Annotated in this window: 21 protein-coding genes; 6 read left to right on the top strand and 15 right to left on the bottom strand. The window is 71.3% G+C overall.

Annotated features, from left to right (window positions below; genetic code table 11):
* Nucleotides 1–2,964: 2,964 nt before the first annotated feature.
* Together ACZ6QO_RS01280 and ACZ6QO_RS01275 are read right to left on the bottom strand one after the other, a co-directional pair.
* Nucleotides 2,965–3,111, bottom strand: coding sequence for a hypothetical protein (locus ACZ6QO_RS01280; protein ID WP_465846510.1), 147 nt, complete (start codon nucleotides 3,109–3,111; stop codon nucleotides 2,965–2,967).
* Nucleotides 3,112–3,125: 14 nt separating this feature from the next.
* A complete protein-coding gene (locus ACZ6QO_RS01275; RefSeq protein WP_465846509.1) occupies nucleotides 3,126–3,323 on the bottom strand; it encodes a transposase in 198 nt (65 codons plus the stop codon).
* A gap of 169 nt (nucleotides 3,324–3,492) precedes the next feature.
* On the opposite strand from ACZ6QO_RS01275, the gene ACZ6QO_RS01270 reads away from it, so the two are divergent.
* Nucleotides 3,493–4,314, top strand: coding sequence for a hypothetical protein (locus ACZ6QO_RS01270; RefSeq protein WP_465846507.1), 822 nt, complete (start codon nucleotides 3,493–3,495; stop codon nucleotides 4,312–4,314).
* 5 nt (nucleotides 4,315–4,319) lie between these two features.
* Nucleotides 4,320–5,078, top strand: a complete 759-nt coding sequence (locus ACZ6QO_RS01265) for a protein phosphatase 2C domain-containing protein (RefSeq protein ID WP_465846505.1) — start codon at nucleotides 4,320–4,322, stop codon at nucleotides 5,076–5,078.
* Nucleotides 5,079–5,191: 113 nt separating this feature from the next.
* On the opposite strand, the gene ACZ6QO_RS01260 is transcribed toward ACZ6QO_RS01265, so the two are convergent.
* Together ACZ6QO_RS01260 and ACZ6QO_RS01255 are read right to left on the bottom strand one after the other, a co-directional pair.
* Nucleotides 5,192–6,457: a class I SAM-dependent RNA methyltransferase gene (locus ACZ6QO_RS01260; RefSeq protein WP_465846504.1), complete on the bottom strand. Its 1,266-nt coding sequence runs from the start codon at nucleotides 6,455–6,457 to the stop codon at nucleotides 5,192–5,194.
* Nucleotides 6,454–8,466: an APC family permease gene (locus ACZ6QO_RS01255; RefSeq protein ID WP_465846502.1), complete on the bottom strand. Its 2,013-nt coding sequence runs from the start codon at nucleotides 8,464–8,466 to the stop codon at nucleotides 6,454–6,456. The genes ACZ6QO_RS01260 and ACZ6QO_RS01255 overlap by 4 nt, the downstream gene beginning before the upstream one ends.
* A 139-nt stretch (nucleotides 8,467–8,605) precedes the next feature.
* On the opposite strand from ACZ6QO_RS01255, the gene ACZ6QO_RS01250 reads away from it, so the two are divergent.
* On the top strand, nucleotides 8,606–9,274 hold the full coding sequence (locus ACZ6QO_RS01250; protein WP_465846501.1) for a potassium channel family protein: 669 nt from the start codon (nucleotides 8,606–8,608) through the stop codon (nucleotides 9,272–9,274).
* The gene (locus tag ACZ6QO_RS01245; protein WP_465846500.1) at nucleotides 9,274–9,933 is read left to right on the top strand and encodes a potassium channel family protein; all 660 of its coding nucleotides are present in this window, start codon (nucleotides 9,274–9,276) and stop codon (nucleotides 9,931–9,933) included. The genes ACZ6QO_RS01250 and ACZ6QO_RS01245 overlap by 1 nt, the downstream gene beginning before the upstream one ends.
* A 69-nt stretch (nucleotides 9,934–10,002) precedes the next feature.
* Here ACZ6QO_RS01245 and ACZ6QO_RS01240 read toward each other — a convergent pair whose 3' ends face one another.
* The 6 genes from ACZ6QO_RS01240 to valS form a co-directional block, all read right to left on the bottom strand.
* Nucleotides 10,003–10,680, bottom strand: a complete 678-nt coding sequence (locus ACZ6QO_RS01240) for a DUF3159 domain-containing protein (protein WP_465846499.1) — start codon at nucleotides 10,678–10,680, stop codon at nucleotides 10,003–10,005.
* A gap of 74 nt (nucleotides 10,681–10,754) precedes the next feature.
* Entirely contained in the window at nucleotides 10,755–11,144 is a 390-nt protein-coding gene (locus ACZ6QO_RS01235; RefSeq protein ID WP_465846498.1) for an OB-fold nucleic acid binding domain-containing protein, read from the bottom strand.
* Between the two features lie 56 nt (nucleotides 11,145–11,200).
* Nucleotides 11,201–11,869, bottom strand: a complete 669-nt coding sequence (locus ACZ6QO_RS01230; protein WP_465846497.1) for a DUF3710 domain-containing protein — start codon at nucleotides 11,867–11,869, stop codon at nucleotides 11,201–11,203.
* A 22-nt stretch (nucleotides 11,870–11,891) separates the two neighbouring features.
* Nucleotides 11,892–12,326 carry a dUTP diphosphatase gene (gene dut, locus ACZ6QO_RS01225; protein WP_465846496.1) on the bottom strand — a complete coding sequence of 145 codons (435 nt, stop codon included), beginning with the start codon at nucleotides 12,324–12,326 and terminating at the stop codon, nucleotides 11,892–11,894.
* Between the two features lie 196 nt (nucleotides 12,327–12,522).
* Nucleotides 12,523–13,791 (bottom strand): AI-2E family transporter, encoded by a 1,269-nt coding sequence (locus tag ACZ6QO_RS01220; RefSeq protein ID WP_465846494.1) that lies wholly within the window; start codon nucleotides 13,789–13,791, stop codon nucleotides 12,523–12,525.
* A 115-nt stretch (nucleotides 13,792–13,906) separates the two neighbouring features.
* Entirely contained in the window at nucleotides 13,907–16,477 is a 2,571-nt protein-coding gene (gene valS / locus ACZ6QO_RS01215) for a valine--tRNA ligase (RefSeq protein ID WP_465846492.1), read from the bottom strand.
* 78 nt (nucleotides 16,478–16,555) lie between these two features.
* Here valS and ACZ6QO_RS01210 point away from each other — a divergent pair, with 78 nt between their 5' ends.
* Nucleotides 16,556–16,861: a DUF4235 domain-containing protein gene (locus ACZ6QO_RS01210; protein ID WP_465846491.1), complete on the top strand. Its 306-nt coding sequence runs from the start codon at nucleotides 16,556–16,558 to the stop codon at nucleotides 16,859–16,861.
* Nucleotides 16,862–16,867: 6 nt separating this feature from the next.
* Here ACZ6QO_RS01210 and ACZ6QO_RS01205 read toward each other — a convergent pair whose 3' ends face one another.
* The 5 genes from ACZ6QO_RS01205 to ACZ6QO_RS01185 form a co-directional block, all read right to left on the bottom strand.
* Nucleotides 16,868–18,247: an alpha,alpha-trehalose-phosphate synthase (UDP-forming) gene (locus ACZ6QO_RS01205; RefSeq protein WP_465846489.1), complete on the bottom strand. Its 1,380-nt coding sequence runs from the start codon at nucleotides 18,245–18,247 to the stop codon at nucleotides 16,868–16,870.
* A 371-nt stretch (nucleotides 18,248–18,618) separates the two neighbouring features.
* Nucleotides 18,619–19,431, bottom strand: coding sequence for a hypothetical protein (locus ACZ6QO_RS01200; RefSeq protein WP_465846488.1), 813 nt, complete (start codon nucleotides 19,429–19,431; stop codon nucleotides 18,619–18,621).
* A 16-nt stretch (nucleotides 19,432–19,447) separates the two neighbouring features.
* On the bottom strand, nucleotides 19,448–19,747 hold the full coding sequence (locus ACZ6QO_RS01195; protein ID WP_114029376.1) for a DUF4193 domain-containing protein: 300 nt from the start codon (nucleotides 19,745–19,747) through the stop codon (nucleotides 19,448–19,450).
* Nucleotides 19,748–20,019: 272 nt separating this feature from the next.
* On the bottom strand, nucleotides 20,020–21,258 hold the full coding sequence (locus ACZ6QO_RS01190; RefSeq protein ID WP_465847220.1) for a sensor histidine kinase: 1,239 nt from the start codon (nucleotides 21,256–21,258) through the stop codon (nucleotides 20,020–20,022).
* A gap of 458 nt (nucleotides 21,259–21,716) precedes the next feature.
* Nucleotides 21,717–22,370, bottom strand: a complete 654-nt coding sequence (locus ACZ6QO_RS01185; RefSeq protein WP_465846487.1) for a response regulator transcription factor — start codon at nucleotides 22,368–22,370, stop codon at nucleotides 21,717–21,719.
* Nucleotides 22,371–22,685: 315 nt separating this feature from the next.
* Here ACZ6QO_RS01185 and ACZ6QO_RS01180 point away from each other — a divergent pair, with 315 nt between their 5' ends.
* On the top strand, nucleotides 22,686–22,850 hold the full coding sequence (locus ACZ6QO_RS01180; protein ID WP_465846485.1) for a hypothetical protein: 165 nt from the start codon (nucleotides 22,686–22,688) through the stop codon (nucleotides 22,848–22,850).
* Nucleotides 22,851–22,910: the final 60 nt, after the last annotated feature.

Here is a 22,910-nt window from a genome sequence, read left to right as displayed (position 1 = left end):
GTGGGGGGAGGGACTGTTGGTTTTCCACGTCGGAACAACCAACCCAACGGTCCCCGGGTTCCAGCTCCCGAGCTTGTGGGGACAAGGGGGGGGGGGTTCCCCCCCCCCCCCCCCCCACCTCTTCGATCATCTCACTTGGCAGGCATCGAGCGGGATCAACCGCACATGGGGTATACCAGCCCGAACCCCAGTGCTCCAGTACACGAATCCGGGTACAGGGTGAACCCGGTGATCTGCGGAGCACCGGTAGGCACCGCCGTCAGACCGGAAGAGCCGGGGGGACCCTGCGGACCCTCAGGACCCTCAGGACCCTCAGGACCCTCAGGACCGATAGGACCCTCTGGCCCCTGTGGACCGGCGGGACCGGCAGGACCCTCGGGACCGGCAGGACCCTCAGGACCCTCGGGACCCTCAGGACCGGCAGGACCCTCAGGACCCTCAGGACCGGCAGGACCGGCAGGACCGGCAGGACCGGCGGGACCCTCAGGACCGGCAGGACCCTCAGGACCGGCGGGACCCTCAGGACCGGCAGGACCCTCAGGACCGGCAGGACCCTCAGGACCGGCGGGACCCTCAGGACCGGCGGGACCGGCAGGACCCTCAGGACCGGCAGGACCCTCGGGACCGGCGGGACCGGCAGGACCCTCCGGCCCCTGAGGACCGGCGGGACCCTCAGGACCAGCGGGGCCAGGAGCACCGTCCGCCCCAGGACGTCCCGGGAGACCCCTGGGTCCTGCCGGTCCGGGAGGACCGGCAGGACCCGGCGGCACCTTGCAGAGCGATTGGGGAAGGTGAAGCCATGCGCACAGCGGGATCGTGCCGGGCGCGACCGGGGCGGCCTGCGGCCTGACCACTTGAACGCTCGGCGACGGGCAGAACAGGGGAACACACTCGCGATGGACCACCAAATGGCCCCACACCGGTGCTCCGAAGTATGTGCTGCTCGCCGTATAGTCGATGACCGTCTGACCTGGCGGCCAGGGAGTCTTTGCCTCGGCACCTGCCACCGCAGGTGAGTAAACGATAACGACCCCGGCGAGCGCGCCGCCCAGCAGGGTCCGTCTCATCAATGTAGCCACTCTTCATTCTCTCCTCGAGATTCGAGATGAAGCACTCGCACGCGCGGCTCTTTGCCAGGATGATGATGTCATTAAGTTCGCTTTCCCCGCCCGGCCCAACCGCCCACCCGACATCGCGCCCAAAACCATCGATGAACGCCGCCGTAAGCTCGCCATATCGATATTCGCGGCGAGTCGCCCAGATTGCACGGGTCAACGGCCGCCGCAGAATGTCACGGCGTCTTCTCCGGCGCGGCCGTCGTAGCGGCAGGGAGAACACCGGGCGCGGCAGGCGGCCAAGGGAACGCAGGACGATGGCGTGCCCGGATACCGCGAAGGGGCACCGCGCCGGTGGGGGTCCTCCCGGCCGAACGGCGACGAACGAACTCCCAGGACCGCCGCGATGCCGGCCGTTCAGAACGCGGGGCCGTCAGGGAGGCGTTCGCGACGGTCCCCTGATGTCCTCGACGGATGGTTCGACACCGACGACCGGCATGACGAAGTGGACGTTCCGCTTGGCGATACTCGCTACCGTATTCGGCCCATCAGCTCTTTTCGAGCCGAGAAAGCCATCACATTTCTCCTGCTGCGCGACGTTCGCCGCGACCGGGGGGCCTGGTGTCATAATGATGCCTCCCCGCCGAAGGGACCCCCGGTGCGTCAATGGTCGTCAGACCGACGCCTCCGGGAAATATGCCGTCCGTCCGCAGCGGACACGGTCCGCAGATGATACCGTCCCGCACCCGTCGAACCGTCTTAGTTCCGGCCAGGCGGACGTCGGCCTTGAACGCAGCGTCGGAAACCACTACCGGCGCTCCCACAAAAAGGTGCAATCAACCAGAAGCACTACATTGCTGACAATCGGCCGCATAGCGGTAGATGGGCGCTCGTGGCCGCAGAGCCTTCTTCCGGCAGCCGCCATTCTTACCGTTTCCTGGCCCCGCTAATGCCGTGGCTGCCGATGGATACCGGCCGGCGAATGCGACGATCTCGGTAGGTCGCGAGGCCTGTCACGAGATACCGGCGAACCCACGGTTGTCCGGCGGGTTCGGGCGGGGGTTCATCTTGGAACCAAGAAGGGTTCAGGGATTCATCATGATCCGAACAACGTTCGTCATCACGGCGGCCCTCGCGGGGCTGCCATTCTCTGCGTTGACCGCCTCGGCCGACGCGGGCCGCCCGGCCTCCGCCGAATCGGCGATGGCGCCGACATCGTCCGCCGCGGCTTCGGCCCCCCGGACCGCGTGCACACCGTACTCGCCGGAGGGCTGCGGCGAAGTGCTGTGCCCACCCGGCTACGTCTGCGTGTACTCGCCCAAGCAGTGCTACACCCTGCCCTGCCCGCAGTACGAATGCGTCGCCGCCACCGGCGGCTACCCGGTCACGCCTCCGTACGTCATCCCGTACCCGCCGTACCACCGGCCGGGCTGGTACCCGAGGCACCACCCGCACTACCCCAGGCCGGTCCCCGTTCCCCGTCCCCCGTCAGGGCCGCGACCGCACACCCTGCCGGCGCCGGCGCTGCCGATCGCGGGTGGCCTGCAACGGCCGGGCCAACCACTCCTGCGTGACCCACGGCGGCCGAATGAGCAGGCACCCGGCCGACCGGCCGCGGTCCAGCCTCCCGCGACCGGAGCTCGTTAGTCCGCGGCCTTGCGACCTCGGCGCCGCCCGGCTCACGGTGTGACTCCCGCCGATCGGGCGAACCGACGACGGCTCAGGCACGCGAAGCGTGAAGCATCACGATAGGCAGCCGTGCACGACCGGTCCATGATCGCGGCTATGCGACGGGGCGTGTGGAGGTGCGGCCGCTTCGCGACGATGTGGTTCCATCAGGAATCCGATCCGAGCGAGCGGCCGCCAAGGCCACCCGAATCTCCGCCGATCCCCAGATCAGCCAGGTCTGTCATGCCGGAGTGGGCGAATGCGCCGATGACGCGGCCACCTCCGCGCCACCATCCTGAGCGATGTGGACGCCGGCGTGCGGGCCGCACCCGGCCGTGGTCGCGTCGCGCGCGATGGCCTTCCCCGGCCCGGCGTCGATGGGGGTCATGCGCGTGAGGAAACTCAATCCCGGCCGCGGGTGGCGGCCTGTGGCAGGACGACGAGTTCGACCAGCTCGTCCAGGTCCACGTAGGACGCCACCTCGGCGACCGAGCGGCAGTAGGCGACCAGAACCCCGTGCTGGCGCACCCGCAGCAGTGTCCGGCCGTCCAACCTGATCGGCTCGACCTCGTATCCCTGTCCCCCGACCCATCGCGACATGCCTGGAATGATAAGAAATCGCAGGTCAAGACAGAGCAAATGCCTGTTTCCCGTGATTCTTTCCTCTCCGGGCGTCCCGCCTCGCGTGGGATTCGCGCGCCCGCCCTGGGGTAGCGCAGAGTTGAGCGGACATCCCGGGACATCCGCGTTCGGGCCGTAGGAGGAACGCGTGCGGGGACATCGAGAGCTCTCACACCAGCGGGACCATGGCACGCGGGTCCGGCCGCCCGGACGGTCGGAGATCGGACCGGCCGGCCCGTCCGGGTGGGGAGAGGGCGGGCCGGTCCGGCCGGTCGTGGCCGCGGTCGTCGGCAAGGTGGCGGCGATGTTCCAGGCGGTCGCGCGGCTTCGCCACGGGCGGCCGCTGCACCCCGCCGGGCTGGTCTTCGACGCCACGCTCACCCTGCACGGCGCCTCTCGCCGCCGGGGCGCCGCCTTCCTCGACGAGCCGGCGGAACTCCGAGGTGTCGCCCGCCTGTCCCGCGCCGCCGGCCTGCCGCCCCCTCTGCCGGACATCCTCGGCCTGGCCCTGCGCTGGGAGATCCCCGCCGTCGTCGGCGACGGCGGCACCGCGGAACTCCTGCTCGCCACCACAGGTCACACCCTGCTTGGCCGCCGCCTGCTGCGCCCCGCGACCAGATGGGCGCCGGGCATGTACGGCTCGCTCCTCCCGTACGCGGCCGGCGGCGGCCATGTCCTGCTGGGCGCGATCGCGAGACGCCCCGGCCCGCCGGCGAGCCTGAAGGCGCTCGGGCGGGCCGCGGAGGCGGGACCACTGCGGTTCGACCTGGTGGTCGCCTCTCCCCTCGGCCCCTGGGAGCGGTTCGGCACCCTGACGCTCACCGGCCCCGCCCGGTCGGACGCGGCCGAGCCGACCCGCTTCGATCCCGTCCGCAACCCCGTCCCCGGCCTGCCCCCGACCGGCCTGCTTCAGCGCGCACGCGGCCCCATCTACGGCGCCAGCGAGCGCGTCCCCGACCACGACACCTGATCTCCTTGCGCGTCACCTTCTCCTCGGCGGCCGCTCCCGTCGCGGGCCGCCGTAACGAGGACTTCGTGATCGCCGGTCCCGACTGGGTCGTCGTCCTGGACGGGGCGACGGCCGCGGCGGGGGTGGACTCCGGTTGCCGGCACGATGTCGCCTGGTACGTCGCACGGCTGGGCACCGAGCTGGCACGTGGGCTCGTCAGCGGGCCGGACGCCGACCTGCGGCACATCCTCGCCGCGGCGATCGGCGAGGCGGCGGCCGCCCACGGAGGCGCCTGCGACCTGGAGAACGCGGACTCGCCGTCCTCCACGGTGGCCATGGCCCGGCGGCGGGACGAGAGGCTGGACTATCTCGTGCTGTGCGACTCTCCCATCGCCCTGTACGGCAGGGACGGCGCGGTGACGGTGGTCCACGACGACCGCCTCGACCACCTCCCGGGCGGACGGCCGTACAGCCTGCGGCTGGTCCGGTCGCTGCGTAACCGGCCGGGAGGGTTCTGGGTGGCCGGCGCGCGGCCGGAGGCGGCCGGCGAAGCGGTGTCGGGCTCGGTCGAGGCCGCCGGGCTGAGCGGCGTCCTGCTGGTCACGGACGGTGTCACCCGGCTGGTCGATTGGTACGGCCACACCTGGGAGCGCCTGGCCGAGACCGCGGCCAACGCCGGCCCCGGCGCGTTGATCGCGCAGGTGCGGGAGGCCGAGCACGCACTGGGCGCGCCCGCAGGAGCGAAGGCGCACGACGACGCCACGGCGGCCTGGGCGTGGTGGTGACACCCCCGCGTGGCGCGGTCCCGGAAGAACACCTACTCCGCCCAGGCGGGACCCCGGGTGGGCGCCGTAGGCGACGGCGACGGCGGCCGTGTTGCATCACTGCTGGTCAGAGGCTAAATCACGTCTTTGACCAGGAGGACCACGGTCTCGACGTGGTGGGTCATCGGGAAGGCGTCGAAGGCGCGCAGGTCGACGGCCGGGTAGCCGTGGTCGGCGAACCAGGACAGGTCGCGGGCCAGGGTGGCGGGGTCGCAGGAGACATAGACGATGCGGGCGGCGTCCAGACCGGCGACGCGGCCGACCACGTCGCGGCCGAGCCCGGTGCGGGGCGGGTCGGCGACCACCACGTCGGCCCGCTCGACGCCGAGCCGGTCGAGGGCGTCCTCGACCCGGCCGCGCTCGATGCGCGCCTGCGGCAGCTCGCGCAGGTTGTGGCGGGCGTCCTGCACGGCGCGGGCGTCGGACTCGATGCCGAGCACGGCTCCCTCGGGCCCGGTCGCCTCGGCCAGGGCGGCCGCGAACAGGCCGACGCCGCAGTAGAGGTCGAGCGCCCAGTCGCCCGGCCGGACGGCGGCGAACTCCAGCACGGCCTCGGTCAGCACGCCGGGCACGCCGGGGTGGACCTGCCAGAAGCCGCTGCCGGTGACCTGGAAGTCGCGCCCGCCGGCCCGCTCGGTGAGCGCCGTGCGCCCCCGCACGGCGCGGGCGTGGCCGCGGCCCTCGTCGACCAGGACGTAGGCCTCCGCGCTGAGGTCGGGCATCGCGACCGTGCGGTGGGACCTGGGCGTGACGACGACCGCCCGCTCGCCCGTGGAGGTGGCGATGGCCTCCACGGCGGCCGCGCCGCGCCAGTCGGCGCGCTCGACGCCCACGCGCTCGACCTCCTTGTGGGCGATCAGGCAGGCGTCGACCGGCTCGATCTCGTGGGAGCGGTGGCGGCGCAGCCCGGGAACGCCGTCGGGGGTGACCGCGAACTGGACGCGGGTGCGCCAGCCGAGCCCCTTGGCCGCGCCCGGGACCTCCTCGACGTCGACCTTCATGTCGATGCCGGCGAGCCGCTGGAGCTGCTCGGCGACGACTTCGCCCTTGAGGCGGCGCTGGGCGTCCAGAGTGACGTGCTGCCAATCGCAGCCGCCGCAGCGGCCCGGCCCGGCGAACGGGCACGGCGGGGTGACGCGGTCGGGGGACGGGTCGAGGATCTCGACGGCGTCGGCCCTCAGGAACCGCGTGGTCTCTTCGGTGACCTCGGCCAGCACGCGCTCGCCGGGCAGGGCGTGGCGGACGAACACCACCCGGCCCTCGTGTCTGGCGACGCACCATCCACCGTTGGCGACGCGCTCAACGTTGAGTTCGATCGGCACTCCGGTCCCCCCGCTCACGTCTTCACCTGGTCATCCTTACGTGCCACAGCGTACGGCCGGCGGACCGAGCCGGGGGCGAACGACTCCGGCCGGCCCTTGAGCCGGTCGGAGGAGGCCAGCTGCCAGGGAACGCTGGTGACCATCACGCCGGGCTGGAAGAGCAGCCTGCCCTTCAGCCGCAGTGCACTCTGGTTATGAAGCAGGTGTTCCCACCAGTGGCCCACGACATACTCGGGGATGAACACGGTGACGACGTCGCGCGGCGAACGGCGACGCAGGCTCTTGACGTATTCGAGCACCGGCCGGGTGATCTCGCGGTAGGGCGAGTCGAGGATCTTCAGCGGCACCGGGATGCCCCGCTCCTCCCATTCGCTCTGCAGCTGCCGGGCCTCGTCGGTGTCGACGGCGACGCTGATCGCCTCCAGCGTCGAAGGGCGGGTGGCCCGTGCGTAGGACAGGGCGCGCAGCGTCGGCTTGTGGATCTTGGAGAGCAGGACGATGGCGTGGTTCCTGGCCGGGAGCATGGACTCGTCGACCTGCTGGTCCTCCGGCACGGTCAGCTCGGTGGCCACGTTGTCGTAGTGCCCCCGGATGCCGCGCATCATCAGGAACAGCAGGGCCATGGCGGCGCAGGCGATCCACGCGCCGTGGGTGAACTTGGTGATCAGGACGACGATCAGCACCAGGCCGGTGACCGCCGCGCCGAAGGCGTTGATCGCGCGGGAGCGCCGCATCTGCCCGCGCTTCTTGGCGTCGTCCTCGGTGCGCAGCAGCCGGTTCCAGTGCCGCACCATGCCGGTCTGGCTGATCGTGAAGGACACGAACACGCCGACGATGTACAGCTGCACCAGGCGGGTGGTCTCGGCCTCGAAGGCGTAGATCAGCAGCCCGGCCATCGTGGCCAGGATCACGATGCCGTTGCTGAAGGCCAGGCGGTCGCCGCGCGTGTGGAGCTGGCGCGGCAGATAGCGGTTCTGCGCGAGCACCGAGGCGAGCACCGGGAAGCCGTTGAAGGCGGTGTTGGCGGCGAGCACGAGGATGAGCGCGGTCATCGCCGTGATGAAGTAGAAGGCGGGAGGGAAGTTGCTGAAGACCGTCTGCGCGACCTGCGCGATCACCGGGGCGGGGTTCTCGACGGGGTTGCCCGACCGGTCGAGCAGCGTGCTGCCCTGGGAGGGGTCGGCGAACTTGGCGCCGGTGACGTACGCCAGGGCGGTGATGCCGACGAACATCGTCGCGGCCAGCGCGCCGAGCGCCAGCAGCGTGTTCGCGGCGTTCTTGCCCTTCGGCTTCCTGAAGGCCGGGACGCCGTTGCTGATGGCCTCGACGCCGGTCAGCGCGGCACAGCCTGAGGAGAACGCGCGCAACAGCAGGAAGATCAGGGCGAAGCCGCCCACGCCGACGCTCTCACCCGTGACCGTGTAGCCGGCCGTGGGCGCGGTCAAGTGGGTGCCGAACGCCAGCCGGACCCCGCCCCAGATCATCAGGCCGAACACGCTGAGCATGAAGGCATAGGTGGGGATGGCGAAGGCCAGGCCCGACTCGCGGATGCCGCGCAGGTTCATGAGCGTCAGCAGGGCGACGATGACGACCGCCGCGGCGACCCTGCGGTCGGCCAGGAACGGCAGCGCCGCGCCGAGGTTCTCCACGCCCGAGGAGACCGACACCGCGACGGTGAGCACGTAGTCCACCATGAGCGCGCTGGCCACGACCAGCCCCTGGTTGGACCCGAGGTTCTCGGTCGCCACCTCGAAGTCGCCGCCGCCGCTGGTGTACGCGCGGACGTTCTGCCGGTAGGACGCGACGACCGTCAGCAGGATCACCACGACCGCCAGGGCGATCCACGGGGTGAAGTGGTAGGCGGCGATGCCCGCGATGCCGAGCGTGATGAGGATCTCCTGCGGGGCGTACGCCACCGAGGAAAGCGCGTCGCTGGCGAACACCGGCAGCGCGATGCGCTTGGGAAGCAACTGCTCATGAGCCTGCGCACTGCGCAGCGCCTGCCCCACAAGTAGCCGCTTGACCATATCTGCAACCTTGACCACGAGTGACGATGCTAGTCCTCATGTGAGGTGCGCATCACATGGCGCTCCCACAACCGGCCATACTTGGGCTGGTAGCTGTATAACGTCCAGAGTTGCCGCTCGATGCCAACGGCGGGGGAGCATGCACATCGTCATCATGGGATGCGGCCGGGTCGGATCGACTCTGGCCCACATCCTCGAGGACAGCGGCCACTCGGTCGCCATCATCGACAGGGACCCTCAGGCGTTCCGGCGGCTGCGTGCGGGCTTCCGCGGGCGCCGTGTCACCGGCGTCGGCTTCGACCGCGACGTGCTGGAAGAGGCCGGCATCGAGTCGGCCGCCGCGTACGTCGCCGTGAGCAGCGGCGACAACTCCAACATCATCTCCGCCCGCGTCGCGCGCGAGACGTTCGGCGTGGACAACGTGGTCGCCCGCATCTACGACTCGCGCCGGGCCGAGGTGTACCAGCGCCTCGGCATCCCGACGGTGGCGACCGTCCGGTGGACCGCCGACCAGATCCTGCGGCGGGTGCTGCCCGAGGGCGCCGAGCCGCTGTGGCGCGACCCCACCGGCACCGTCACGCTCGCCGAGGTGGCCTACCACCCCGGCTGGATCGGCACCCGCACCAAGACGCTGCAGGAGCTCGCGGGCACCAGGGTCGCGTTCATCAACCGCATGGGCGAGGCGCTGCTGCCCAAGGAGGACACGCTGCTCCAGGAGGGCGACCTCCTCCATGTGATCGCCGCCGACACCGACATGGACCGGATCAACAAGGCGCTGTCCGCGGCGCCCGAGGAGGAGTCGCACTGATGCGCGTCACGATCGCGGGCGCGGGGGCGGTCGGCCGGTCCATCGCCGCCGAGTTGCTGGAGAACGGCCACGAGGTCCTGCTCATCGACGCCGACCCGTCGGCCATCAAGATCGACAGTGTGCCGCAGGCCGAGTGGCTGCTCGCGGACGCGTGCGAGATCTCCTCGCTGGACGAGGCGGCCCTGAACGCCTGTCACGTGGTGATCGCCGCCACCGGTGACGACAAGGTGAACCTGGTCGTGTCGCTGCTGGCCAAGACCGAGTACGGCGTCCCCCGGGTGGTGGCCCGCATCAACCACCCGAAGAACGAGTGGCTGTTCAACGAGTCGTGGGGCGTGGACGTCGCGGTGTCCACCCCGCGCCTGCTCTCGGCGCTGGTCGAGGAGGCCGTCAGCGTGGGCGACCTGGTGCGGCTGATGACGTTCCGGCAGGGTCAGGCCAACCTGGTGGAGCTCACGCTTCCCGACGACGCCCCGGTCGTCGGCCAGCGGGCCGGCTCGGTGCCCTGGCCGCAGGACTCCGCGCTGGTGGCGATCTTGCGCGAGGGCCGGGTGCTGGTGCCCTCGGACGACGACCCGCTGGAGGCCGGGGACGAGCTGCTGTTCGTGGCCAGCCAGGAGGTCGAGGAGGACCTCGCGCACCTTCTGTCCCCGCACTGACACCGCCGCCGCGCCGACCGTCCCCCTGGCCCGCCTCGGCGGCGGGTCTCGGGGGGCGGGGCGCCGGGGTCAGCCGCCCGCAGCGGGCGGCGGCGGGGAGATCGGGGTGCGGCCGCGCGCCAGCACCCAGACCATGGCGGCGAGCCCGGCGACCTGCAGCGGCCAGCCGAGCGCGATCTTCGCCACGCCGAGAGCGGCGACCTGGTCGGCCAGGTAGAGCGGGTACTGCACGGCCACCCGCAGCAGGCACGGCAGGATGAGCAGCCACGTCAGGCGCGAGCAGAGCCGGACGATGCCGGGGTCGCGCCGCCACCCGGTCGGGTCGCCGGTGACCGAGCCGATGAGGAACCCGACCACCGGCCATCGGACGGCGACCGACAGCATCATGGCCGCGGCGTAACCCGCGTTGTAGAGCATGCCCGGCACGAAGACGTCCTTCGCCTCGCCCGTGCGCGACGCGAACAGGGCGCCGATGCCGATGCCGACGAGGCTGTTGAGCACGAACTGCGGCGTCGAGCGCTGCGCCAGCCGCACCACCAGCAGCAGGACGGCCGCGCCGATGCTGATGATCAGCGAGGTCTTGAGCTGCTCGGTGACGATCCAGCAGACGGTGAAGGCGACCGTCGGCACGGCGGCCTCGACGATGCCGCGCACGCCGCCGAGCGCCTTGGCGAGCTGGGCACGGATGGCGGCCTCGACGGTGTCGTGCGCCGCCGCGTCGCGTGCCGTCTCAGCGGAGGTGCTCACGAACGCGCTCCCATCGCCGTCGCGCCCTTCGGCGGCTGCATGGTCATGGGTCTCCTCGCCTGGTGGGACCGTGGTCACTGGCCGCTCGCCGGCCGCAGCTCGTAACGAGGGTTGAACATCACCTTACGGCCGTCCTGGATGCTGACGAGCCCTTCGGCGCAAACCATGCGGCCGGGCTCGATGCCGACGATCTTGCGGCGGCCCAGCCAGACCAGGTCGATCACGTCCGACCCGTCGTACAGCTCGGCCTCAAGAGACGGGGCGCCGCCCCGTGGGCGCAGCGTCACCGTGCGGAGGGTGCCGGCCACGCAGAACCTCCTGCGCTGGGCGCAGGAGGCGATGGGCGTCGCCCCGTACTGGTCGAGGTCCTCTTTGAGTTCCGCGGCCTCCAGCTCGGCCTGGCTGGTGGTCAGCCGCCGCAGGAAACCGCGCAGCCCCCGTTTGACGGGCTCTGCCGTACTCATCTGTGTTCAACTCCTCGCGAGCCCTGTGGTCTGGACCATCCTGCCCGCAGCTTACGTCAGCGAACCTCGCTGATCTCGGGCCCGCGCTCGAACGGATTGAGGTCGGGACGGCCCTCCTGCGCGGCCTGGTGCTCGACGGCCTGGCGGGCCTCGGCGGGCAGCCGCAGCTCGATCGGCTCCTTGGGCGCCATGGGCTGCTCGCCGCGGACCACCACGATGTCGCGGATGACGTCCTCAAGGGTCTTGGCGGCGTCGGAGTCGGTGATGGCACGGCCGCTGATGACCCCGCGCAGGAACCAGCGCGGGCCGTCGACGCCGATGAACCGCACCGGCTGGGTGGCGCCGTCCTGCTTGATCTCGGCGGACAGCTCGGCGCCGAACGGCCCCTGCCGCTGCTCGCAGGCGCCGCCGGCGGCGGTCAGCTCGCGCGACAGCTCGCCGCGGACCTCGTCCCAGATGCCGCTCTTCTTGGGGGCGGCGAACGCGTGCACCTGCAGGGCGCTCTCTTCGACGAGCACGACGGCGCCGACGATCTGGTCGCCTGCGACGTTGAGCTGGATCTCGAACCCCGGGCCGATGGGCACCCGCATGCCGCCGAGATCGACCCGCTCGGTCTCGGGATGGGGCTCGTCGGCGTCCCACGGTCCCGACTCGCGGGCGGGGGCCGGCGCCTCGGCGGCCGGTGCCGTCTCTTCTTGCTCCGCATGACGGCGGCGTCGGAACACTTCGTTCACACTCCTTATCGACTTATCGGCCGGTGGAGCCGAACCCGTCGGCGCCGCGCGCCGACCCGGGGAGCCGCTCCACCTCGTAGAAGGCCGCCTTCTCCACCCGCTGGACGACGAGCTGGGCGATGCGGTCGCCCCGGCGGAACCGGACGGCGTCCTTGGCGTCGGTGTTGATCAGCGTCACCTTGATCTCGCCGCGGTACCCGGCGTCGACCGTGCCGGGCGCGTTGACCAGCGTCACGCCGAAGCGGGCGGCGAGGCCCGAACGCGGGTGCACGAAGGCCGCGTACCCGTCGGGCAGCGCGATGGCCACGCCGGTGCCCACGACGGCCCGCTCGCCCGGCAGCAGCTCGACGTCCGCGGCTGCGTGCAGGTCGGCCCCCGCGTCGCCCGGGTGGGCGTACGACGGGAGTGGAAGCTCGGGGTCGAGTCGCTGGATCAGCACCTCGATCATGGAATTCACCTCGTGGTCGTGGAGCCGCGCTCGGCTGACGTCGGTGTGACCTCGCCTGCCGGACCGCAGAACGCCCACCCGGACCGGCACCCCGGCGCGGCGGCCCGCGGAGGCACGAACCGGCCCCTCAGCCTCAAAGTACGCCCTGAAGCGTACCGGGGCCGAACGGGCGTGCAAGGTGTCACGAACGGAGACCTTACCCGCTGTGCTGCGGCGACACGTCCTCCCCCGCGCCGGGCGCGCGGTCGCCGGCGGACGCGGGGCGCTCGGGCGGCGCGGACGGGCCTTCGGGGCCCGCCGGACGCGGCTCGCCGGACCCCGGCCGGCGCGGCGCGGAGGGCTCCCCGGGGCCGGGGCGCGGCCCCTCGGGGGCGGGCTCCTGCGCGACGGCGGGCGGCAGCTCGGGCGGGCGCCTGCGAAGCTCGGGCAGGGCGCGGTAGACCACCGCGGCGATCGGCACCGCGATCGCCGCGCCGGCGATGCCGCCGAGGATGCCGCCGATGGCCAGCACCAGGATGATCGCGAGCGGGTGGAACTTCACGGCCCGTCCGACGATCATCGGCTGGAGGACGTGGTTCTCCAGTTGCTGCTCGACGACGAGGATGCCGACGAAGACCAGGGCGAGGATCGGCCCCTGGGCGCCGAGCGTCACCAGGGCGGCCAGGCCCCCGGCGATGAAGATGCCGATGATCGGGATGAAGCTCGCCAGGAAGATCAGCACCGCGAGCGGCGCCCACAGCGGCACTCTCATGGCGAACAGCACGATGCCGATGATCACACCGTGGATGGCGGCGACGATGACCGTGCCGTGGATGTACTGCGAGAGGGTGTGCCAGGCGGCACGGCCGGCCCGGTCGACCCGGGGCGAGGCGGAGCCGAAGCCGCGCAGGAACCACGACCAGATGCGGTCGCCGTCCTTGAGCAGGAAGAAGGTGACGAACAGCAGCAGCACGATCGAGGCGAGCACCTCGATGAAGGCCGCCGCGGTGGAGAGCAGGGTGCTGGTGATGGCGCTGCGCTGCTCGTTGACCTGCTTGACGATCTCGTCGACCATGCCGGTGAGCTGGGCCTGCTTGAGGTGGAACGGTCCGGTCAGCAGCCAGTTCTGGACGTCGCGTGCGGTCTTCTGGACCTGCGCGACCAGCCCGGGGAACTCGTCGTTGGCGCGCGTGCCGATGATGAAGCCGACGGCGACCAGCACGGCGAACGCGAACAGCATGGTGAACCACGTCGCCCAGATGGGGCGCAGGCCCGCCTTGCGCAGCCGGTCGGTGAGCGGGAACAGCAGGGCGGTCAGCAGCAGCGCGACCGCCAGCGGCAGCGCGACGAAGCTGAGGTGAACGGTGATCTGCGCGGAGAAGTAGATCACCACGCCGATGACGATGAGCCGCCAGCTCCACGCCGCCATGGCGGACAGCACGGGTGGCACGTTGCGCCCGTCGGTCTCCTGTTCCGCGATCACCATTACAGACTGGCATGTCAGGCGGCCGAACGCGCGCACGTTACGGCCTGGATCAAGAGATGGCCTGCCTTCTCCCCGGTCACGACCGCCCGAAATGCCTTTTGCGCAGGTGAATGCCCTATCCGGTGGCCGCGGCGGCGAGGGTGACTGTGACGCTGAGCTCTCCGTCGCCCGGTTCGAGGGCGAACTCCTCGACCGTTCCCGCCGCGCACAGGTCGTCCTGCGCGGCCCGCACCATGTCGGCGGCGGCGCCGCGGACGGCCAGCCGCGCCACCTCGGCCCGCATGGACAGCTTGGCCGAGGACTTGGCCTTGCGGACCTCGCGGAGCACCTCGGACGCGGCGGCGAGCACCCGCGGATCCCCGGAGGCGTCATCCCCGGAGGCGTCCAGCTCGGCTGCCGCCGGCCAGGAGGCGCGGTGCACCGAGCCCTCGCGCCACCAGGACCAGACCTCCTCGGTGACGAACGGCAGGAACGGCGCGAACAGCCGCAGCATGACCTGCAGCGCCCGCCGCAGCGCGGCGCGCGCCGACAGCGCCCCGGCGTCGGTCCCGTAGGCGCGGGCCTTGACCAGCTCCAGGTAGTCGTCGCAGAACTCCCAGAAGAACCGCTCGGTGACCTCCAGTGCCCGGGTGTACTCGTAGGAGTCGAAGGCGGCCGTGGCCTCCTGGACCACCCCGGCCAGCCGCGCGAGCATCGACCGGTCGAGCGCCTCGGTGACCTCGCCGTCGCCGGCGGCCTCGCCGAGGCCCAGCACGAACTTGGAGGCGTTGAGGATCTTGATGGCCAGGCGGCGGCCGACCTTGATCTGACCGGTGTCGAACGCCGTGTCGGTGCCCGGCCGCCCGCCCGCCGCCCAGTAGCGCACCGCGTCGGAGCCGTACTCGCGCAGCAGGCCCATGGGCGTGACGACGTTGCCCTTGGACTTGGACATCTTCTTGCGGTCGGGGTCGAGGATCCAGCCGGAGATCGCGGCGTCGCGCCAGGGCAGCACGCCGCTTTCGAGGTGCGCCCTGACCACCGAGGCGAACAGCCACGTGCGAATGATCTCGTGCGCCTGCGGCCGCAGGTCCATGGGGAAGACCCGCCGGTACAGGTCGTCGTCGCGCTCCCAGCCCGAGACGATCTGCGGGGACAGCGAGGAGGTCGCCCAGGTGTCCATGACATCGGGGTCGGCGGCGAAGCCGAACGGCTTGCCGCGCTGGTCCTCGGCGTAGCCGGGCGGCACGTCGCTTGCGGGGTCGACCGGCAGGACGCTCTCGGGCGGCACGATCGGCGCGTCGTGGATGGGGTCGCCCTCGGAGTCCAGCGGGTACCAGACGGGGATGGGCACGCCGAAGAACCGCTGGCGGGAGATCAGCCAGTCGCCGGCCAGGCCCCGCACCCAGTTCTCGTAGCGCACCCGCATGTGCGGCGGGTGCCACCGCAGCTCGTCGCCGCGTTCGAGCAGCGCCTGCCGCAGCTCGGCGTCCCGCCCGCCGTTGCGGATGTACCACTGGCGGGTGGTGACGATCTCCAGCGGCCGGTCGCCCTTCTCGTAGAACTTCACCGGGCGGGAGATCTTGCGCGGCTCGCCCTCGATCTCGCCCGACTCGCGGAGCATCTCGACGATGCGCTCGCGGGCGGAGTGGGTGGTCTTCCCCGCCAGCTCGGCGTACGTGCCCGCCGGGACGCTCTCGGGCGGCTCGGCCAGCATGCGGCCGTCCCAGCCGATGACCGGCCGGGTCGGCAGGTCGAGCTCGCGCCACCAGACGACGTCGGTGACGTCGCCGAAGGTGCAGATCATCGCGATGCCCGAGCCCTTGTCGCGCTCGGCCAGCCGGTGGGCGAGCACCGGCACGCGCACGCCGAACAGCGGCGTGCTCACCGTCTTGCCGAACAGCGGCTGGTAGCGCTCGTCGTCGGGGTGGGCCACCAGGGCCACGCAGGCCGGGATCAGCTCAGGGCGGGTGGTCTCGATGTGGACGCCGTCGGCGTACGGCGTGCCGGGCACCCCGCCGAACCTGACGCGGTGGAAGGCGCCCGGCCACTCGCGGTCCTCCAGCTCGGCCTGGGCGACGGCCGTGCGGAACGTCACGTCCCACAGGGTGGGCCCCTCGGCCACGTACGCCTCGCCGCGCGCCAGGTTGCGCAGGAACGCGCGCTGGGAGGCGGCGCGGGAGGCCGCGTCGATCGTGGCGTAGGTCAGGGACCAGTCGACCGACAGGCCCAGATGCCGCCACAGCTCCTCGAAGGCCTTCTCGTCCTCCTTGGTGAGGCGCTCGCACAGCTCGATGAAGTTGCGCCGCGAGACGGGGACCTGGCGCTTGGGGTCGGGCTTGTCCGGCGGCCTGAACCCCTCGTCGTAGGGCAGCGAGGGGTCGCAGCGCACGCCGAAGTGGTTCTGCACGCGGCGCTCGGTGGGCAGGCCGTTGTCGTCCCAGCCCATCGGGTAGAACACCTCGCGTCCGCGCATGCGCTGGAAGCGGGCGATGGTGTCGGTGTGGGTGTAGGAGAAGACGTGGCCGACGTGCAGGGCGCCCGAGACGGTCGGCGGCGGCGTGTCGATGGAGTAGACCTGCTCGCGGGTCTTGGCCCGGTCGAAGCGGTAGGTGCCCTCGTCCTCCCAGCGGGCTACCCATACCGGCTCCAGGCCATCGAGAGAGGGCCTTTCGGGAACGGTGGCATGGCGCAGTCGCTGTTCGGTCATGGCGCCCTATGGTATGGCGTCACGCCGCCCCCCGGCACGAGGGGCTAGGGTTCATCTAGATCGACGAGGGGAGAAGTCATGGCCAAAGCAGACGAGGTCGAGAAGCCCGACATGGCGTGGCGGCTCATCGGCGCGGTGGTCGCGCTGGGCGTCGGGTACGCCACCCGCAAGGCCATCGAGTTCGGCTGGCAGAAGACCACGGGCAAGAAGCCGCCGGCCGACCCCAACTCGCTGGAGACCGGCCTCGCCGAGGCGGTCGGCTTCGCGGTGGTGCTGGGCGTGGGCATGGAGGTCGCCCGCATCGTGGCGACCCGCTCGGCCCACAAGAGGTACCAGGCGTGGAAGGCCCTCCCCGCGAAGGCCGAGCGAGTCGTCGGGTCGTAGGCCGGGTCAGCGCTCCAGGTCCGCCAGGAACTCCCCCGCCCACCGGTCGACGTCGTAGGTGGCGACGCGGCGGCGCATGGAGCGCATCCGCCGCGACAGCTCGTGCGGGGTCGCCCGCATGGCGGCGACCATCTGCCTCTTGAGCCCCTCGACGTCGTAGGGGTTGACCAGGAAGGCGTGCTTGAGCTCGTCGGCCGCGCCGGCGAACTCGCTGAGCACCAGCGCGCCCCGCAGGTCGTGCCGGCAGGCGACGTACTCCTTGGCGACCAGGTTCATGCCGTCGCGCAGCGGCGTCACCACCATGACGTCGGCGGCGCAGTACAGGGCGGCCAGCTCGTCGCGGTCGTAGGACTGGTGGAAGTAGTTCAGCGGCGGGACGCCGAGCACGCCGTGCTGGCCGTTGATGCGCCCGACCCGCAGCTCGATCTCGTCGCGCAGGTGCCGGTAGGTCTCGACGCGCTCGCGGCTGGGCGTGGCGATCTGGACGAACACCGCCTCGCCCGGGCTGATCGTCTTGTCGGCGAGCAGCTCGCCGAACGCCTTCAGCCGCTGGCCGATGCCCTTGGTGTAGTCGAGGCGGTCGACGCCGAGCAGGACGTGCTCGGGCTCGCCGAGCTCGGCGCGGATCTCCTTGGCGCGGGCGAGGATGTGCGGCTCGCGCACCAGCGAGTCGAGCTCGCCGAAGTCCACCGAGATCGGGAACGCCTCGGCCCGCACGGCGCGGTCGCCGAAGAAGATCTCTTGGCGCTGGTTCTGCAGGCCGAGCTGGCGGCGGCACAGCCGGATGAAGTTGGAGGCGCCGCCGGGCCGCTGGAAGCCCACCAGGTCGGCGCCGAGCAGCCCTTCCAGGATCTCGCGCCGCCACGGGAGCTGCCAGAACAGCTCGGCGGGCGGAAAAGGGATGTGCAGGAAGAAGCCGATGCGCAGGTCGGGGCGCAGGGCCCGCAGCATCGCCGGGACGAGCTGGAGCTGGTAGTCCTGGACCCAGACGACGGCGTTCTCGGCGGCCGCGTCCGCCGCCGCCCGCGCGAACCTCTCGTTGACGGCTCGGTAGGCGTCCCACAGCACTCGGGAGTAGACCGGGGTGGCCACCACGTCGTGGTAGAGCGGCCACAAGGTCGCGTTGGAGAACCCCTCGTAGTACATCTCGACCTCGTTGGCCGAGAGCGGGACGGGGATGAGGTTCATGCCGTCGTGCTCGAAGGGCTTGAGCTCCTCGTCCGGAGCACCGTGCCAGCCCAGCCACGCGCCGTCGCGACGCTGCATCACGGGCGCGATCGCCGTCACCAGACCCCCGGGACTGCGCCGCCAGCTGGCGGAGCCGTCCGCCGCGACGGTCCTGTCCACGGGCAACCGGTTCGCGACGATCAGAAATGAGCTGCGCACATGTCCTCCCTCGCTCCCTTGTGATCGGTTCATGACCACCTTACGAAACCGGCTGTGGCTCTCTGTACGCGGCCTCAGGTGGCGGACGGCCTCGGGAACGGGGGCCCGGAGGGGGCCTGGAGAGAACCGGGCTCTCGCGGGGGTCACGGCGAGACCGGGGCGGGGCCGGGGTGGAGGTGGGAACCAGGGGATCTGCGAGATGTAGGAGCGCCGCGGATGCGGCGAGGTGAAGGGTGCGGCAGTGAAGGGTCGCGGGGGTGGAGGGGCGCCGCGGATTCGCGCGGTGACGGGGTGTCGTAGTGAAGGGTGCCCGGAGTGAAGGTTCAGGGGGTCGGGAGGGAAGAGGTGCCGGGGAGTGAAGGGGTGTGGGGTCAGTCTGGGGGCGGAAGGGCTCGCTGGCGTTGGAGGTCGGCCCGCACCGCCTGCGCGAGGCGCCTGGTGGCGGCCCTGTTGAGCGCGCCCCCGGCGACCGCGCCGGTCAGGAAGGGACCCAACGTCGTCAGGTGACGGCCCAGGGTGCGCATCAGCCGGTTGCGTAAGGCGGCCTTGGCCGCGGCGCCGAGTGCGACCTGCACCGTCGCCGGAGCCAGCGGGTCGACCCCCCGCTGTTTGGACCAGGCGACCGTGAACGCCATCGCCCGCTGGCTGCCGCTGCCGGGCACCTGGACGCCGTACACCTCGTACAGCTCGGCGATGAGCTTGACCTCGATGGCGGCGACCACGAGCGTCTCGGCCACGAGCTGCGCCGGGGCCGACAACAGCAGCGGCGGCGCGGCGAACTCGGCGGCCGCCAGCACGCCGCCGACGGCGCCGACCGCCATCGTGGCCTTGCCGGCGGTGCGGACGAGATCGTCGGCCAGCGCGTCCCCGACGAGGCCGTAGTGGTGGTCCTGGAGCGTCGCCAGGTCACGGATCGGCAGGCGCGGCGCGATGGCGGCGAACATGTCGGCGAGCCAGCGGCCCCGCGCGATGCCGGACTTGCGTGCCCGCCTCTGCGCCGTCACCAGCGACGCGCTGAGGCGGCCGAGCAGCCGCCGCCGCTCGGCCCCATCCATGTCCTCCCCGCCGGAAAGCCTGCCGACGAGCTCGGCGACCTCGGCTTCCGCTCTGGTCTCCTGCCCCGCGGCCGGAGACTCCGGCCGCCCGGGTTCATCCTGCGGTGTTCGATCCGTTCCAGACGTCACGGACCCTCCAAGAGTCTCAGGCGGCGCATTCCCTGCAGATCTGCTGCCCGCCCTTGTCGGAGGCGAGCTGGCTGCGGTGATGCACCAGGAAGCAGCGCGAGCAGGTGAACTCGTCCGCCTGCCGGGGAATCACCCGGAGCGAGAGCTCCTCGTTCGACAGGTCGGCGCCCGGCAGCTCCAGCGACTCGGCCAGATCGGTCTCGTCGATGTCGATGCTGCCTGAGGACTTGTCGGTCCTGCGCGCCTGCAACTCCTGGAGGCTGTCCTCACTCAGGTCGTCGTCGGTCTTGCGCGGGCTGTCGTAATCGGTGGCCATCTGTATTCATCCCCCTCGTCTATTGGTGCGCGTCGCGCGCCGCGCGTCTACAACGTCTGGGCGATCCATCTTGTGCCCGCATCTCTCGGGGAATTTTGCAATCGGTACCCCGTCGGAACGGTCGACGAACCTCCTTACACGTGAGGGCCTTGCCGCCTTCGCCACCCGGTTAGCCAAATATGGCGAAAACCTAAGCATTGGCGACAGGACCCACCGTGTTCGACGGCACATCCAACCACATGTCTGGCGCTGACGAGACGCCCCCCGCCGTATCAGCTCGCGGGAAGCCTCACCGTCATCACCAGTCCCCCGCCTTCCCTCGGGATCGCCTTCACAGTCCCTTGGTGAGCGCGGACCACCGCACGCACGATGGAGAGCCCTAGCCCCGCGCCGCGCGCTGATTCCACACGGTCGGAGTGGAGGCGCCTGAACGGCTCGAACAGGTCGTCCACCTCGTACGCGGGAACGTGCGGCCCGGTGTTGGCCACCTGAACAACCGGAGTGCCGTCCACCATTCCCGTACGAAGCCAGACTTCGCCAGATTCGCCGACGTTGTGCTTGATCGCGTTCTCCACCAGGTTGGCCACCAGGCGTTCCAGCAGGACGGGGTCGCCCATCGTAGGGGCGGGACGCAGGTCGGCGTGCACGCTCACCCCCGTCTCGTCGGCGAAGGAGGCGTGCTGTTCCACCACCGTCTGCCCGACGTCGCGCAGGTCGACGGGCTTGCGGGTGGCGAGTTCGCGTTCGCTGCGGGCGAGCAGCAGCAGGCCCTCGATGAGGTGCTCGTTCCTGGCGTTGGTGCCGAGCAGGGTGCGTCCCAGGACCTTGAGGTCCTCCGAGGCCCTGGAGTCGCCGAGCGCCACCTCAAGGACGGTGCGGTTGATCGCCAGCGGCGTGCGCAGCTCGTGGGAGGCGTTGTCCACGAAGCGCCGCTGGGCGTCGAAGGCCCGGTTGAGCCGGGTGAGCATCGCGTCGAAGGTGTCGGCGAGCTCCTTGATCTCGTCGTCGGGGCCCTGCAGGTCGATGCGCTCGTGGGCGAGGGAGGTCTCGGACAGCCGCCGGGCCGTCGTGGTCATCTTCTGGATCGGGCGCAGGGCCCGGTCGGCGACGAAGTAGCCGAGGATCAGCGCCAGGATGCCCACGCCGCCGAGCGCCAGCAGCGACCGGTGGAGCACGTGCTCGCGCGCGGCCACGATCGTGGACTGGCGGAGGTAGGCCCACTGCTGCTGCACGTAGACCACCTGCTGCGCCGGCCAGTCCTCCGCGACCGGGAACTGCGGCCACGCCTGGTCGATGGCGCCACCGACGAAGGAGTAGATCACGAAGATCAGCAGCGCTCCTGCGCCGAAGAAGAGCGCGCCGTAGGTCAGCGTCAGGCGCACCCGGATGCTCATGCGGCTGGCGAGCCTCTTCAGCAGGACGAGCAAATCCTGCGACACGGGCTTGGGCGCGATCGGCGGCGGGCCGTCCCAGGCGGGCGGGCCGCTCGGCGGCGGTGGCGAGGTTCGCAGCCGGAACGGCTGGCGTGTGCCCTCGGACGCGAGCTGTTCGACGCGCCAGCCGGTCGCGGGGGTGGCCGCGTGGGCGGCGGTACCGGGGCCGGGATCGGCGGGGCGCGCCGCGAGCCCCTGCCTTCCGCCCGCGGAGCCGGACGCGGGCGGCCGGGCGCCGACCGGCCGCCTCCCGCCCACGGGCGGGGAAGCCGCGGAACGCTGCCCCTCCACGGACGGTCCGGAAACCGCGGAACGCTGCCCATCCACGGGGCCGGCGGCGGCCGGCGGCCGGCCATCCGCCCCCAAGGGGGAGCTCTGCGCGCCCGCGCGGACCGAGAGCGCGGCCGGGCCGGGACCGGCGTCCGCGTCCTGCGTTCCCGCCGGCAGCGGCGACCCGGGCGGGACGATGGCCGGCTGGGGCGCCGCGAAGGTGGGGCGCCCGGTGTCAGGGGCGGGCGCCGCGTCGCGTTCCTCGCTCACAGCTTGTAACCCACTCCCGGCACGGTCTCGATCACCGCCGGCTCACCGAGCTTCTTGCGCAGCGTCATCATCGTGACGCGCACCACGTTGGTGAACGGGTCGATGTTCTCGTCCCACGCCTTGTCCAGCAGATCCTCCTGGCTGACGACGGCGCCCTCGGCGCGCATCAGCTCCTCAAGGACGGCGAACTCCTTCTTGGTGAGCGCGATCTCGGCGCCGTCCCTGGTCACCAGGCGCTTGCCGGGGTCCAGGCGGATGCCGGAGCGCTCCAGCACCGGCGGCAGCGCGGGGGCCGAGCGGCGGCCGAGCGCCCGCACGCGCGCCACGAGCTCCATGAACGCGAACGGCTTGGCCAGGTAGTCGTCGGCGCCGAGCTCCAGGCCCTCGACCTTGTCGTCCACCTCGCCGGACGCGGTCAGCATCAGGATGCGCGAGGCCGAGCGGCCGGCCACCAGCCGCCGGCACACCTCGTCGCCGTGGATCTTCGGCAGGTCGCGGTCCAGCACGATCACGTCGTAGTCGATGTACCCGGTGCGCTCCAGCGCGCCCGCGCCGTCGTAGGCGACGTCGACGGCCATCGCCTCCCGGCGCAACCCCGTCGCGATCGCGTCCGCGAGCACCCGCTCGTCCTCCACCACAAGCACTCGCACGGCCCTGGCACCTCCTGTAGTCCCGACCTAGCGCGATCGAACCCTTGCCTGCGGCCTGGCGCGCTCGCGCCCGGGCCGTACTCCTCGCAGGCTCATTGTTGCCACATTCGGCTTAAGCGCATGGTAAGCACGCCTCCACAGTGCGGCGGACGCGTGACATAAAGCACACCAGGGACATAGGGCATACCTGGTTTAAGCGCGACAGGGCGGTGGGTACACCCGCTAGACCCACTCACACGCCCGGGGAAGACGTTGTGCTCTCCCCAGGGTGTACGTGGCCACACTGCTCCTTCGCCCCTCGAGAAAGAAGGTGAGATGGGCGAGTTCACCAGCACGATCACATACCGGCTCGACCAGGCCTATAAAGGCCTCCAGGAGGCGCGCACGAGCGGCGACGACTTCCTCGCCGACACTCTCACCGCCGAGATAGAGGATCTGCGGCGCATCGCCGTCGACAACGGCGTGTCGATCCAGCGCTGACCGGCCCCCCTGCCGACGGCGTCAGGGCCCGCCCGCACCCGCGGGCGGGCCCTTCGCACG

It is taken from the genome of Sphaerisporangium sp. NPDC049457 (assembly GCF_055586705.1).
Note: the sequence above shows the minus strand (reverse complement) of the source record. Positions and strands in the feature narration are given on the sequence as shown.